Below are 12,895 nucleotides of genomic sequence, written 5' to 3'. Positions count from 1 at the left end.
AAAGGTCAACCATGCCCAGCACCCCGCTCGACAGTGCCGCGATGGCCAAGCACGCCGCGCAGGCCGCTGCCCTGCTCAAGCGCCTGGCCCATCCTGCCCGCTTGCGCGTGCTGTGCCGCCTGGTCGAAGGCGAAGCGCCGGTACCGGAGCTGCAGGCGCTGACCGGATTGAGTGCGTCCGCGCTGTCGCAGCACCTGGCTGTGCTGCGCGATATGGACATCGTGGCGACCCGGCGCGAAGCACAGGCCATCCACTACCGCATGCAGGAAGGGCCCGCATTGGGCGTGCTGCAGGCGCTGCATGCCGCCTATTGCGGCGGCGGCACCTCGGGCTGACGCTCAGCCGGCGTGCAGTGCTGGCTGCACAACGTTGTCGAGCAGGTCCACCGGCGTCGGCGCGGAGCGATCACCCTGCAGCGTACGGGTAAAGCCCGACCAGTCACTGGATGACAGCTGGCGCAACAGCGCCTCCTCCACCGGCAGCGCGCGCATCGACCAGTACGGAAACTGGCGCTGGCCCAGGCGGCCGCGCGCCAGTTCAATGATGTCGATATGGCTGCCGGCCTGCAGGATGCGTTCGTAGACCGAACCGATGCCATCCGGCGGCCCTTCGATGTACTGCAGGAAACGCCCGCCGTCGTGCAGCAGCACGCCGGTCACGCCGGCCATCTTGTTGAAGCGGGCCGCATCGTCGACCAGCGCCTGCAGCCGTCGAGCGGAGAGATCCGGCAGCGCCCGGCTGACATAGGCGATCGCACGCAGTGGCATGGTGCTTCCTTGGCAATATCTGCCGCCACGGTAGCAGTTGCGGACGAGCCCGTCTCAGATCCACGCGTCGCTTGCTGAAGGATTCAGCTGGCCGCCGTTGCCGGGCTTTCAGAGCGCCGTGGCAGCGTCGCCTCGAACACCACCTGCCCCGCCTCGTTGCGCGCGCCGATGTGGCCGCCGTGCGCGCGGACGAACTGATCAACGATGTACAGGCCCAGCCCCAGGCCATTGCTGGGGTGGAAACTGGCCTTGAACGGCTCGAACAATCGCGGCAGCAGCGCGTCGTCGATCCGCCCGGCGTTGCTTACCCGCAGCAGCACGCTGCGCGGATCGCGGCCGTCCACCTCCACCCTCGCCTCGCTGCCATGGGTAAGCGCGTTGCCGACCAGGTTCGCGGCGACCTGGCCAAGCCGATCCAGATCACCCTGCAGGCGGGTATCGCCCTGCATGTCGAGATGCACCCGTGCGTGGCCGTGGGCGCTGCCCGCTTCGGCCACCACGGCACGCGTCACTTCCGCAAGATCGCAGGCACTTGCCTGCAGGCGCAGGCCGCCGCTGCGGATCCGCGAAAAGTCCAGCAGCTGCTCGACCATCCGCGCCATGCGCAGGGTGCTGGCTTCCAGGTGCTTCAGGGTCTGATGCGCACCGGCATTGTCCTCTGGAAGCTCCAGCGCCAGCTTGTCGGCACACAGCAGGATCGCCGACAGCGGCGTGCGCAGGTCATGGGTGAGCACGGCCGCCATCGTCTCGTTGAGCTTGAGCGAACGTTCCAGCGCCTCGTTGCGCGCCTTCAGCAGCTGGCGCTGCTGGTAGAGCTCGATGAAGACGTTGACCTTGCTCAGGATCACCTGCGGTGCGACCGGCTTGTGCAGGAAATCGACCGCACCGGTTTCGTAGCCCTTGAAGGCACGCACCGGGTCATCCGGCGAGGCGGTCAGGAAGATGATCGGCACATCGCGGCTGCGGTGCGAACCGCGCATCAGCTCGGCCAGGGTGAAGCCATCGATCTCCGGCATGTGCACATCCAGCAATGCCAGCGCCACCTCGTGCTCCAGCAGCAGCTCCAGCGCCTGCGCACCCGAGCCCGCAAGCAGCAGGTTCACGCCCTCGCGCTGCAGCAGCGCCTGCATGGCTACCAGGTTCTGCGGCACGTCATCGACGATCAGCAGGTTGACCGGGGTCTGCGACTGCGCAGGGTCCGGTGGCAACAGGTTCATGCAAACAACTCCTTCAGGCGACGGCACATCAGTTCAAGGGGCAGCACGGCATCGGCGCCAGCGTGCTGCAGGGCGGAGGCCGGCATCATCGATGCCTCGGCCTCCTCGGGACATTGCAGCCAGGCGCGGCCACCAGCGGCGCGCACGGCGGCCACGCCTTCGCTGCCATCACTGCTGGCACCGGTCAGCAGCAAGGCCAGCACCTGCGCGCCGAACACCGCGGCCGCCGACTCGAACAGCGGATCGATGGCCGGGCGAGAAAACAGCACCGGGGTGTCCACCGACAGCGCCAGCGAACCGGCGTCTTCCACCAGCAGGTGATAGTCCGGTGGCGCAAAGGTCACCGTGCCAGGCTGCAGCGGCTGCTTGTCTTCGGCCTCGCGCACCGGCAGCGCGCAGTACGGCGCCAGCACTTCGGCGATGCGGCTGCTGCGATCGCGTGGCAGGTGCAGCACTGCCAGCACCGGCGCCGGCAGTGCCGCAGGCAGCGCGCCAAGCACCGTCTGCAGCGCTGCGACCCCACCCGCAGAGGCCCCGATCACCAGCACGGCCGGTCGTATCGGCAGGCTCATCAGGCGACTTTCCGGTACAGGCGATGCTCGCGCGAGCAGACCTCGAACACACCCTGGTGGCGCCCGAACTGCAGCGACTCCTTGCTGCCCAGGCCAAGGAAGCCGCGATGCACCAGCGCATCACGGAACAGGCCCACCGCGCGATCCTGCAGGTCGCGGTTGAAATAGATCAGCACGTTGCGGCACGACACCAGGTGCACTTCGGAGAACACGGTGTCGGTGGCCAGGCTGTGGTCGGCGAACACCACGTTGCGGCGCAGCTGGCGGTTGAACACCGCGCCATCGTAGGCCGTGGCGTAGTAGTCGGAGAGCGAAGCGGTGCCGCCGGCCGCCAGGTAGTTGCGGCTGAACTGGGCCATGCGGTCGATGCCATAGGCACCGGCTTCGGCGGTGGCCAGCGCTGCCGGATTGATGTCGGTGGCGTAAACGATGCTGCGCTCGAGCAGGTCTTCCTCGTGCAGCAGGATCGCCAGTGACCACACTTCCTCGCCCGTACTGCAGCCAGCCACCCACAGCTTCACCGAGGGATAGGTGCGCAGCACCGGCACCACCTGCTCGCGCAGCTCACGGAAATAGGCCGGGTCACGGAACATCTCCGACACCTGCACTGTGAAGAACTGCATCGCCTGCGCGAACAGGTCCGGCTCGTGCAGCAGGCGGTGCTGCAGGTCGGCCAGCCGCTCGCACTCGTAGCGCTGCATGGCCTGGCGGATGCGCCGCCGCAGCGACGATACCGCGTAGCTGCGGAAGTCGTAGTGGTAGCGCTGGTACAGCGCTTCCAGCAGCACCTTCAGTTCCAGGTCGAACAGCGCCTGCTCGTTCATTGCCGCGAGCACCAGACACGGCACAGCGAGACCAGCTTGTCGACATCGATGGGCTTGGCGATGTAATCGTTGGCACCGGCCTGCAGGCATCGCTCACGGTCGTCCGGCATGGCCTTGGCGGTCAGCGCGATGATCGGCAGGTCCTGCAGGTGGCGCTGCGCGCGGATCTCGCGCATCGCGGCCAGCCCATCCTTCTCCGGCATCATGATGTCCATCAGCACCAGATCGACCTCGCGCTCGGCCAGGCGATCCACCGCTTCCTGGCCATTGCGCGCGATCTCCAGCGTGACGCCGAGCGGTTCGAGCACGCTGGACAGCGCGAAGATGTTGCGGACATCGTCTTCGGCCAGCAGCACGGTACGGCCATCGAGCACGGTGTCGCGACGGCGCGCTTCGCGCAGCAGGCGCTGCTGGTCGGTCGGCAGGCTGGCCTCGACGCTGTGCAGGAACAGGGTCACTTCATCCAGCAGGCGTTCCGGCGAACGCGCACCCTTGATGATGATGCTCTTGGAATAGCGGCGCAGGCGCTGCTCTTCCTCGCGGCTGAGCGCGCGGCCGGTATAGACGATCACCGGCGGGAAACCGACCTCATCGTTGCCGGCCATGTGTTCAAGCAGGTCGTAGCCGCTGCCGTCGGGCAGCGACAGGTCCATCACCATGCAGTCGAACGTGACCGTGCTGAGCTGTTCCAGTGCATCGGCCAGGGTGCCCACCGCGACGATCTGCAGCTGGTCGCGGCCCAGCAGCAGTTCCAGGTTGCTGCGCAGCTCGCTGTCGTCCTCGACGATCAGCAGGCGCCGTACGTCGCGCTGGCTGGTCTGTTCCAGCTGCTCGATGGCCGTCACCAGCCGCTCGCGCGTGGTCGGCTTGATCGCGAAGCCGATCGCGCCCAGCTCGCGCGCCACCTGGCTGCGGTCCGTTGCCGAGACCACATGCACCGGGATGTGCCGGGTTTCGGGGTTGCGCTTCAGGCGCTCCAGCACGCTCAGGCCCGACACGTCCGGCAGGCCGATATCAAGCAGGATGCCGTTCGGACGCAGCTCACTGGCGAGCGTCAGCGCTTCTTCCGCCGTACCCGCCACCACGCAGTCGAAGTCCAGTTCATGGGCCAGGGCCACCAGTGCCTCGGCGAACGTGGCATCGTCCTCGACCGCCAGGATCAGGCGCCCGGCGCGCTGGCGGCGGCCGCGGTCGTCGGCCACGCCGGCCGACGCAGTGGCCGGCGCCGACGCAGTGGCAGCGCGCACCGGCGCCGGCGGCAGCACGGCCGGTGTCCGTGCCGGCGCCGGCACTGCCACGGGGGCCTCGGCAGCCTCGGCTGCGCTCGCCGCGGGGGCGCCCTGCAATGGCAGCTCCAGGATGAAGCAGCTGCCGCGCCCGGGCTCGCTGTCGACCTGGATCTGGCCGCCCATGCGCTCGGCCAGATCGCGCGAGATCGACAGGCCCAGGCCGGTACCGCCGTAGCGACGGCGGGTGCTGCCGTCGGCCTGGCGGAAGGCTTCAAAGATGACGTCCAGCTGCTCGCGGGCGATGCCGATGCCGGTGTCGCAGACCTCGAACCGGATGCGGCCATTGCCGGCCGCACGCACGTGCAGGCTGACCTTTCCGTGCTCGGTGAACTTCACCGCGTTGGCCAGCAGGTTCTTCAGGATCTGCTGCAGCCGCTGGCTGTCGACCACCAGCTGGCTCGGTGCCAGCGCATCGGCTTCGATCTGCAGGGCCAGGCCCTTCTGCCGCGCCATCGGCTCGAAGGTCTCGCGCAGGCGCTGCAGCGCGCTGTCGACCACCACCACTTCATCGGACAGTTCGACATGGCCGGCCTCGATGCGCGACAGGTCGAGGATGTCGTTGATCAGTGCCAACAGATCGTTGTTGGACGAAAGGATCGCACGGGCGTACTTCACCTGTTCTTCGGTGAGCGTGCCGTCCTTGTTGTCGGCCAGCAGCTTGGCCAGGATCAGCGAGCTGTTCAGCGGCGTGCGCAGTTCGTGCGACATGTTGGCCAGGAACTCGGACTTGTAGCGCGACGTCGCGGCCAGTTCGTTGCTGTTGCGCACCAGCTGGCTCTGCGCGACCAGCAGCGCCTGCTTCTGCGCCTCCAGCTCGTGGGTGCGCTCTTCCAGCTGCACGTTGCTCTGTTCCAGCTCGGCCTGCTGTTCTTCCAGGTGGCTCTGCGACTGCAGCAGGCTGCGGCTCTGCTCTTCCAGCTCCTCGTTGGCCACGCGCAGCTCTTCCTGCTGGGCCTGCAGCTCCTCGCCCTGGCGCTGCGACTCTTCCAGCAGCACCACCAGTTGCGCACGCAACAGCGATGCGCGCAGCGCCATGCCGATGGTCTCGGCACAGCGCTCCAGCAGCTCGCGATCCAGATCACGCTGTTCACCGACCCGGGCGCGGCCCAGTTCGATGATGCCGACCACGGCACCATCGCTGCTGAGCGGCGCCAGGATGCGCTCGCGCACCGGCAGCCGGCCCAGGCTGGTCTGCAGTTCAAGCACGGCGGCATCGTCGCCATGCAGGTGGCGGATCCGTTCATCACGAGCGACCTGCCCGGCCAGCCCTTCGTGCAGGGCCAGCGAGGCCGGCGCGCCCGAAGGCAGCGCCATGCCACCGGTCAGCTGCAGCCGTCCGCCTTCCAGCCGATAGACCGCACCGACCTCCGCGTCCAGCTGCCCGGCCAGGCTCGTCGCAGCCGCCTCGGCGATCTGCTCCGGCCCCAGGTCACCGCGCAGGCTCGACGCCACCGCGTTCTCGGCCTCCTGCAGCCAGAGCGCGCGCATGGCCTGGCGGCGGGCCTGGATGGCGCGCGAGACGATCAGCGCGATCATCAGGAAGGCGCAGCCACCGATGGTGCGGTTGACGAACGAGAACGACGAGTTGTTGCTGGCGGGCGCCACGTTGAAGCCGATCACCAGCAGGACACAGGCGATCATCGCGACCACGAACGGCGCGCGCGCACTGCGCTGGAACACCGTGACGCCCACGGCCAGGAAATAGGCCAGCCAGACCGCGTATCCCAGCGGCACCACCAGTTCCAGCGCGATGGTCGCCGCCAGCAATACGGCAGAGGTCATCCAGATCCAGCGGTCACGCGTAGTCGCACCAGGACGCATGCAGGTCGGTTCCAGAAGGCAAAGGGTGGAAGATGGTACTCCGTGTCGCATTCAGCCGCACAGGACAAATGGCACGTGTCAGGTGTGCACGCATCCTTCACACTTGAATGCCTAGCTTCACGTCCCTCACAGGGGTAACACTTATCTACACGTGGACGCAGCTGCCTCTACGACGTCCGTGCTGACGGACCCTTCCCGACAACTGCGATTGCTGATCGACAGCGTGCGCGACCATGCGCTGTACCTGCTTGATCCTGAAGGCATCGTCTGCAGCTGGAACCCGGGCGCCGAGCGTATCAAGGGCTATTCAGCCGATGAAGTGGTGGGTACGCACTTCGGTCGCTTCTACCTGGCCACCGAGCGCGAGGCCGGCGAACCGCAGCGCCTGCTCCGCCTCGCGGCGCAGCAGGGCCATGTTGCCAGCGAGGGCTGGCGGGTACGCCGCGACGGCTCCTCGTTCCGCGCCAGCGTGGTCATCGAGCCGGTCGTTGAAGCGGGCGAACTGCTTGGCTTCGTCAAGATCACCCGCGACATCACCGAGCAATGGCAGGCACAGCGACTGCTGCGCGATGCCCAGCGTGCGCTGCGCAACACCCAGCAGTTCGAGACGGTCGGCCGGCTCAGCCGCGGCCTGTCGCACGAGTTCAACAACCTGCTGACCACCATCGGCAACGCACTGGACCTGCTGTCGCTACGCGTCCGCGGTGACGATGCACGCGCCGCCGAGCTGCTGGACGCTGCGCAGGCGGCCACCGACCGCGGCGCCCTGCTGACCCGCCAGCTGCTGGCCTTCAGCACGGGCCAGACCTTGATCCGCGAACCGCTGGACATCAACACGCTGGTACAGCAATGGCTGCCGGGCCTGCAGCGCGCCTGCCCACCCACGGTGACGCTGGACGCCTGCCTCACGCCGGGCCTGCCGCAGGTGTGCACCGACGCGATGCAGCTGCAGGCTGCCCTGGCCAACCTGGTGGCAAATGCCGTAGAGGCCACCATCGATGGCGGGCGCATCCTGATCGGCACCGCGCTGGAACATCGGCTCGACCCGGATGCGGACACTACGCTGCAACGCGGCTATGTCACCCTCAGCGTCTGTGACGAAGGCCATGGCATGGCGGCCGACATCGCCGAGCGCGCCAGCGAGCCCTTCTTCACCACCAAGGACATCGGCAAGGGCAGCGGCCTGGGCCTGAGCCAGGTGTTCGGATTCACTACCCAGAGCGGCGGCTTCGTCGATGTGTCCACCACGCCCGGTGTCGGCACGACGGTAAGCCTGCTGTTACCCGCATCAGAGGAAGCAACCCATGACCGATGAACCGATCCGCGTACTGATGGTGGAGGACCAGAACGATCTGCGCGAGATGATCGGCCTGGCCCTGCGCGATTTCGGCATCGAGGTCGCCACCACCGCCGATGGCCACGAGGCGGCGGAGCTGCTCAAGGGCGAGGCGCGTTTTGACGTGGTGTTCAGCGATGTCAGCATGCCCAACGGCATGTCCGGCATCGAACTGAGCGAGCACGTCGCCCGCGAACAGCCGCAGGCACGCATGATCCTGTCCTCCGGCTACGCGCGCTCGCAGCTGCCGCCGCTGCCGGAGCAGGTGGAGTTCCTGCCCAAGCCCTATCGCCTGCGCCAGCTGGTCGAGCTGTTGAAGCAGGATTGACCTTTCGCCAGGACTGGCGAAGCCGATCTGCGGGTGCTGGGGCCCTACCGCCGCGACTGCGTGGTCGAACGCGTGCTGGGCGGGGCTACCGAGGATCTGCTGCCCGAAGTGCCGGCACCGCTGTTCGTATCCCACTAGCGCCGCCCTGCCCCGCACGGCGGTAGCCGGTCAGCGACTGCCCGGTGTGCCGCCGGAAGTAGCGGCACAGGTAGGACGCATCCTCGAAGCACAATCGCTCGGCGATGCGCCCGATCGGCAGCTCGCTGTAGCTCAGCAGCGCCTTGATCTCCAGCACCACCTGGCGGTCGATCAACGCCTTGGGTGTTTCACCGAAGCACTCGCGGGTCAGCTGCGAAAGATAGAACGGCGTGATGCACAACGCATCGGCATAAGACTGCACGTCGCGCTGGCGGGTACTGCGCTGGCCGACCAGTTCCCAGAAATTCCAGGCCAGGCGCTCGCGCCGGCTGACCGGCGCTGCGGCCCCTTTCTGTGCCGGCAACAGCGTGGCGAATTTCAGGAAAAAGGTCTGCAGCAGATTGCGCAGCATCACGTGCCGATAGCGGCCCCCAGTATGCTGCGCGTCCATCAGCTGCTGCAGCCAGCCCTGCAGGAGCGGCACCTCCAGCGGCGACGGCACGCAATGGGGATGCTCATGCAGGAACTTGAACAGCGCGTTGGGCAGTACGTAGGCCACCTCCGACGCCAGCGCCTTCGGCATCAGGCAGACCACCGCCAGGAAGCCACGCGATCGCTTCCGCAGCAGCGCCAGCGTGTCCTCGGCCAGCACCAGCACGTCGTGCCGCTGCACCGCCACCTCACGGAAGTTCAGTGCGAAGCGCGCACGCCCGGACACGCACACCAGTACCGCCAGATACGCGTGCCCGAACGACAGCGGAACCCCCTGCCCCTCGGCCAGCGTACTGACCTCCAGGCGCATCGATTCGTCCTGATCCAGAAGCTGGGGTATACGGTCCATTGGCCGATCCGGCTGCATTCCGCGGCACAGCATACCGGGCAACGCCGGGGAGTTGTGAAAAGTACCGAAACCATCAAGGTCCCGCCCTGTGCCCTCCGCCCGACGCGGCCTAGCCTGTGCGCTCTCTCCCTGCCCCTGGAACGGCCATGCCGCTGCATACCGAACGCTTGATCCTGCGCCCCTGGCGCGACACCGACGCCGCCGACCTGTACGAATACGCCCGCGACCTGCGCGTCGGGCCCATCGCCGGATGGCCAGCCCACACCAGCGTCGAGGAAAGTACCGAGATCATCCGCACCGTGTTCAACCGGCCGGAGGTCTATGCCCTGCAGAGCCGCGAAGATGGCCGCGCCATCGGCTGCGTCGGCATCCTGATCGGTGCCGACAGCAACTTCGAGATCGGCGAACGCGAAGGCGAGATCGCCTACTGGATCGGCGTACCGTACTGGGGGTGCGGCCTGGTGCCCGAAGCAGTGCGCGAAGTGATGCGGCACGCCTTCCTCGGCCTGCGCCTGGACGCACTGTGGTGCGGCTACTTCGCCGACAACCTGCAGTCCCTGAGCGTACAGAGCAAATGCGGTTTCCAGCATCACCATACCGAAGTGAACAAGTTCAACAGCTTCCTCGGCGACTACCGCACCGAACACATCAGCCGCATCACCCGCGAGCAATGGCAGGCGCAACAGGCTTCCGTGCTGCGCGCGTGATCACCACTCAGCCGGCACGGTGCTGCATGAACAGCAGTTCCGGCGTCGAAGCGTCTTCCATCGGCTGAAAGCCCAGGTCGCGGTACAGGGTCACCGCCGCGACGTTGTCACGATAGACACGCAGGGTCAGCCGCTCCGCCCCGGGCGACTGCAACGCCTGCGCCATCAGCGCCTGCATCAGTACACGTCCCAGTCCACGACCGCGTGCCCGCGGCGAAACGATGATGCGGCCCAGGTGCAGCGTGCCGGAGGTCGTTGGCCAGTACTGGCCGAAACCAAGGCAGTGGCCATGCGCATCCAGCAGCACCCAACCCGGGCGCTGCTGCAGTTGCAGTGCGTGCGCGAATGCGTCCGGCACGAGCGGATACGCCACGCCGGCACCGGCCCAGCGCCGGGTTGCGCTGGCCGAATCCAGCCACGCGCCGATGGCGGCGAAGTGCGGAGGCTGCACGGGGCGAAGGTACTCACTCATGGCGTGCGCGCAAGGAAGGATGGCCGCCATGGTGCGCGATCCCGGCGGCCGAATCACGTTGCACGGCAGCGCTTGAATTTTGTAATAGGGCAATAAGCAATGCCGATCGTCCACCGCCGCCACACCTGACAACCCCTCTTTTCCTTCTGCCCTCGGGATCCGGCGGCGCCGCTCTGGGCGCTGTACAACCGCTTCGGCGGCGTCCGCGTCATGGCATGCGCGGCGGCACTGATGGGCCTGTGCAGTTACGACTGCCTGCCGCGGCCGCTGCTTGGGTTGCGAGGCGAAGAGCAGGCGCACGTGGCGGAGGTGCTGCGAGGCCTGGAGTTGCTCTGTAGCATGCGCGAAGGGGCATCACGCGCGGTGCATGCAATAGCGCCCCCGGCCCGATTCGAACAAGTGCCCTCTATCGTCAAAGATCCACCCCAGCGAAGGTGGGGCTCGGCCTGAACCAGGATTAGGCGTGTCCAGGCTTCCACTCAGCGTCCAGTACATAAACAAATACTGAACTAGACCTATGGCCTGATGGGGGGAGCGTCGCCCCATCCCGTTTTGTAGGCATGGGACCTGCCAAAGTGCGCGGCGGTCGGAGCCCAGCCCCTGATTGGGCACCGTGACAATCCCTGCACGCGTACCGCGCTGATCGGTCATGAAGGAACGCCATGTCTCCACGAGTCAAAGTCCTGAGCTTCTCTGCATTGATACTGATCGTCTTGGCGGGAGTCAGTTTTTGGTATGTCCCAACCAAAGCGGACACACAACAGCGCAAACCTGATTCTCAAACCAATCAGCCAAACTCCAAGGATCAGGCCAACTCTAGCCATACCGCCTCATCCCTCACAGGTCCTGAGTTGAGTTCCAACACACAGGATGCAGCAGCCGGATTTCTTGAACTTCGTTCACGTGCAGAAGCCGGGGACGTAGCAGCACAGCGCAAGCTGGGGCAGATTTATCAGCATTGCTCCGTTTTCAGCATTTCCCATTCGAACATGTATGCGACGTTGGACGCATACGCGCGCCTCAGCGGGAAAACGCAAGGCGCATACGATGACATCAAGAAGCGCTTCGCAGCGACCTGCTCGGTCGTTGACGGCGGCGACGTGATACTCGAAGAGCACTATACAAAATGGTTTGAACGCGCAGCAGATCACGGCGATCCTTACGCCAGGATTTACATGGCATCCAGCAAGTGGACCAGCCTCAAACCTGGTGACTATCAGCTACTGGCACGCGATGCGGTCAATTCTGCAGACCCGGAGGCAATTTTTGCACTGGGAGATCTGCTAGCGCTCGCGCCAGAGGGAACCGATCTCGGTGCCTTCAATGCAAGCGCTACGGGTCCATACGCCAACTATGCCTGGGGCATCGTCGCCTGCCGAATGGGGGCAGATTGCGGAGCCCGCTCATTCCGCATGGATTCACTATGTGTCAATTCGGGCGTGTGCGGATCAGAGAATTTTGAAGACGCCATCAGGAGCAGGGTGGTTCCTGCTGGACAGCAAGAGTCGCTTGATAGAGCAATAGTAGAAGTAAACAGAGCAGTTGGGAAGAAGCCATCTTGAAAAGGACGCCGCAGTGAATCGAATCTCCGGAAGAACGAAGTGGAGTATCGCCGGGCTGGTTTTCACGGCCTTTGCCGCCGTTGCTGCAACAGTATCGATCAACGCCAGTTCGTATCCGTATAACCAGGTTGCAGTTGCGCAGAATTTGTCCGCCTACGAAATGGTGGAGCTGCGACGCGCCGGCCTTGTCGGTTTGGCGGGCATGTACCGAATCACGCATGGCATTGCGTCTTTGCCTGTCGGCAGCAGGATCAAGGTGACCTGGGGTGACGGGTCCGTCGAAGAAGCCGCTGTTACTTGCCTCACTGGAAGCCCTTGCGTCCAGCCCCTGCCGGGAACTCAGCAGCCTCCCAGCCGTGGCGGTGGAGGTGCCGGCGGTGGCAGCGGCGGAGGTGCTGGTGGAACCGGCGGATTTAACCCTGGCGGAGGCTGCTATGGAAGCTGCGGAGGAGGTGGCAGCGGGGTTGTCACGGTGAAACCCATCATCCCGGTCCGTCCGAAGTAGACCCATTCAAGCCCGACGACGCCGCTCGCCCTGTTCCATTGATTCTGGTGACCCCGGCCCGATTCGAACGGGCGACCTTCCCCTTAGGAGGGGGCTTCCACTGTTCGTTTAATCAATGGCTTACGAGACAGATGGGACCGGCGTGGGTCCATTTTCGCTCAAATGCCCCGCCGCATCTGCTGCAGCCCTGCCCTCACCCACGCCTTGGTGCGGACGTCCCTCGCGCGGGGTTTCGTCTCTGCCGGCGGCTTGCGCGGTTCAAGCGCCGCCTTGATCCGCTCGATTTCCTTCGCCCCAGCCTCGGCCAGGCGCCGGGCCTGTTGCTGCTGCTCGCGGGTCGGCGGCAGGCCGGGCAGTGGCGGCGGCTGGGTCGGGGTGCTGTCGGTCAGCCGGGCGACTGCCTGGCGCAGGGGCAGATCGGGATAGAGCCTGGCCGCACACCAGCGCTCGGCGTACCGCTTCGCCTGCCGGACGTTGGCCGCGCGCACTTCCTTCACCTGCCACATCTTCTGGCCT

13 protein-coding genes and 1 tRNA gene are annotated in these 12,895 nt (G+C 66.0%); 5 read left to right on the top strand and 9 right to left on the bottom strand.

Annotation, left to right across the window (positions count from 1 at the left end):
* Window positions 1–11: 11 nt before the first annotated feature.
* The gene (locus AC5P7A_RS17475) at window positions 12–335 is read left to right on the top strand and encodes an ArsR/SmtB family transcription factor (RefSeq protein ID WP_032957672.1); all 324 of its coding nucleotides are present in this window, start codon (window positions 12–14) and stop codon (window positions 333–335) included.
* 3 nt (window positions 336–338) lie between these two features.
* On the opposite strand, the gene AC5P7A_RS17470 is transcribed toward AC5P7A_RS17475, so the two are convergent.
* The 5 genes from AC5P7A_RS17470 to AC5P7A_RS17450 form a co-directional block, all read right to left on the bottom strand.
* A complete protein-coding gene (locus tag AC5P7A_RS17470) occupies window positions 339–767 on the bottom strand; it encodes a BLUF domain-containing protein (protein ID WP_014646933.1) in 429 nt (142 codons plus the stop codon).
* 83 nt (window positions 768–850) lie between these two features.
* Window positions 851–1,984 carry a hybrid sensor histidine kinase/response regulator gene (locus AC5P7A_RS17465; protein ID WP_495220410.1) on the bottom strand — a complete coding sequence of 378 codons (1,134 nt, stop codon included), beginning with the start codon at window positions 1,982–1,984 and terminating at the stop codon, window positions 851–853.
* Window positions 1,981–2,556: a chemotaxis protein CheB gene (locus tag AC5P7A_RS17460; protein WP_495220409.1), complete on the bottom strand. Its 576-nt coding sequence runs from the start codon at window positions 2,554–2,556 to the stop codon at window positions 1,981–1,983. Before AC5P7A_RS17460 ends, AC5P7A_RS17465 begins: the two co-directional genes overlap by 4 nt.
* Entirely contained in the window at window positions 2,556–3,380 is an 825-nt protein-coding gene (locus AC5P7A_RS17455; RefSeq protein ID WP_049440811.1) for a CheR family methyltransferase, read from the bottom strand. The genes AC5P7A_RS17460 and AC5P7A_RS17455 overlap by 1 nt, the downstream gene beginning before the upstream one ends.
* A complete protein-coding gene (locus AC5P7A_RS17450) occupies window positions 3,377–6,490 on the bottom strand; it encodes a response regulator (protein ID WP_423179659.1) in 3,114 nt (1,037 codons plus the stop codon). The genes AC5P7A_RS17455 and AC5P7A_RS17450 overlap by 4 nt, the downstream gene beginning before the upstream one ends.
* Before the next feature lie 151 nt (window positions 6,491–6,641).
* Here AC5P7A_RS17450 and AC5P7A_RS17445 point away from each other — a divergent pair, with 151 nt between their 5' ends.
* Complete coding sequence (locus AC5P7A_RS17445) at window positions 6,642–7,805, top strand: two-component system sensor histidine kinase NtrB (RefSeq protein ID WP_401730139.1); 1,164 nt, start codon at window positions 6,642–6,644, stop codon at window positions 7,803–7,805.
* Window positions 7,795–8,154 (top strand): response regulator, encoded by a 360-nt coding sequence (locus AC5P7A_RS17440; protein ID WP_014646927.1) that lies wholly within the window; start codon window positions 7,795–7,797, stop codon window positions 8,152–8,154. The genes AC5P7A_RS17445 and AC5P7A_RS17440 overlap by 11 nt, the downstream gene beginning before the upstream one ends.
* Before the next feature lie 85 nt (window positions 8,155–8,239).
* On the opposite strand, the gene AC5P7A_RS17435 is transcribed toward AC5P7A_RS17440, so the two are convergent.
* Window positions 8,240–9,133: a helix-turn-helix domain-containing protein gene (locus AC5P7A_RS17435; protein WP_111206795.1), complete on the bottom strand. Its 894-nt coding sequence runs from the start codon at window positions 9,131–9,133 to the stop codon at window positions 8,240–8,242.
* Window positions 9,134–9,279: 146 nt separating this feature from the next.
* Here AC5P7A_RS17435 and AC5P7A_RS17430 point away from each other — a divergent pair, with 146 nt between their 5' ends.
* Complete coding sequence (locus AC5P7A_RS17430) at window positions 9,280–9,840, top strand: GNAT family N-acetyltransferase (RefSeq protein WP_495220408.1); 561 nt, start codon at window positions 9,280–9,282, stop codon at window positions 9,838–9,840.
* Between the two features lie 7 nt (window positions 9,841–9,847).
* On the opposite strand, the gene AC5P7A_RS17425 is transcribed toward AC5P7A_RS17430, so the two are convergent.
* On the bottom strand, window positions 9,848–10,312 hold the full coding sequence (locus AC5P7A_RS17425) for a GNAT family N-acetyltransferase (RefSeq protein WP_197574454.1): 465 nt from the start codon (window positions 10,310–10,312) through the stop codon (window positions 9,848–9,850).
* Window positions 10,313–10,974: 662 nt separating this feature from the next.
* On the opposite strand from AC5P7A_RS17425, the gene AC5P7A_RS17420 reads away from it, so the two are divergent.
* A complete protein-coding gene (locus AC5P7A_RS17420) occupies window positions 10,975–11,874 on the top strand; it encodes a hypothetical protein (protein WP_329768002.1) in 900 nt (299 codons plus the stop codon).
* Between the two features lie 550 nt (window positions 11,875–12,424).
* Here the strand turns inward: AC5P7A_RS17420 and AC5P7A_RS17415 are convergent.
* Window positions 12,425–12,518, bottom strand: a tRNA-Ser gene (locus AC5P7A_RS17415).
* Between the two features lie 19 nt (window positions 12,519–12,537).
* Window positions 12,538–12,895: hypothetical protein (locus AC5P7A_RS17410; protein ID WP_495220407.1), on the bottom strand; the 358-nt coding region annotated here is incomplete at its 5' end.

Source organism: Stenotrophomonas sp. YJH_SMC_65 (assembly GCF_059369475.1).
The sequence above is the reverse complement of the archived record's forward strand: the minus strand, read 5'-3'. Positions and strand labels throughout refer to the sequence as shown.

What these genes read in the sequence shown, in the direction of transcription:
- AC5P7A_RS17475 (WP_032957672.1), top strand. Translation starts at nt 12, where the DNA reads ATGCCCAGCACCCCGCTCGACAGTGCCGCGATGGCCAAGCACGCCGCG.
- AC5P7A_RS17470 (WP_014646933.1), bottom strand. Translation starts at nt 767, where the DNA reads ATGCCACTGCGTGCGATCGCCTATGTCAGCCGGGCGCTGCCGGATCTC.
- AC5P7A_RS17465 (WP_495220410.1), bottom strand. Translation starts at nt 1,984, where the DNA reads ATGAACCTGTTGCCACCGGACCCTGCGCAGTCGCAGACCCCGGTCAAC.
- AC5P7A_RS17460 (WP_495220409.1), bottom strand. Translation starts at nt 2,556, where the DNA reads ATGAGCCTGCCGATACGACCGGCCGTGCTGGTGATCGGGGCCTCTGCG.
- AC5P7A_RS17455 (WP_049440811.1), bottom strand. Translation starts at nt 3,380, where the DNA reads ATGAACGAGCAGGCGCTGTTCGACCTGGAACTGAAGGTGCTGCTGGAA.
- AC5P7A_RS17450 (WP_423179659.1), bottom strand. Translation starts at nt 6,490, where the DNA reads ATGCGTCCTGGTGCGACTACGCGTGACCGCTGGATCTGGATGACCTCT.
- AC5P7A_RS17440 (WP_014646927.1), top strand. Translation starts at nt 7,795, where the DNA reads ATGACCGATGAACCGATCCGCGTACTGATGGTGGAGGACCAGAACGAT.
- AC5P7A_RS17435 (WP_111206795.1), bottom strand. Translation starts at nt 9,133, where the DNA reads ATGGACCGTATACCCCAGCTTCTGGATCAGGACGAATCGATGCGCCTG.
- AC5P7A_RS17430 (WP_495220408.1), top strand. Translation starts at nt 9,280, where the DNA reads ATGCCGCTGCATACCGAACGCTTGATCCTGCGCCCCTGGCGCGACACC.
- AC5P7A_RS17425 (WP_197574454.1), bottom strand. Translation starts at nt 10,312, where the DNA reads ATGAGTGAGTACCTTCGCCCCGTGCAGCCTCCGCACTTCGCCGCCATC.
- AC5P7A_RS17420 (WP_329768002.1), top strand. Translation starts at nt 10,975, where the DNA reads ATGTCTCCACGAGTCAAAGTCCTGAGCTTCTCTGCATTGATACTGATC.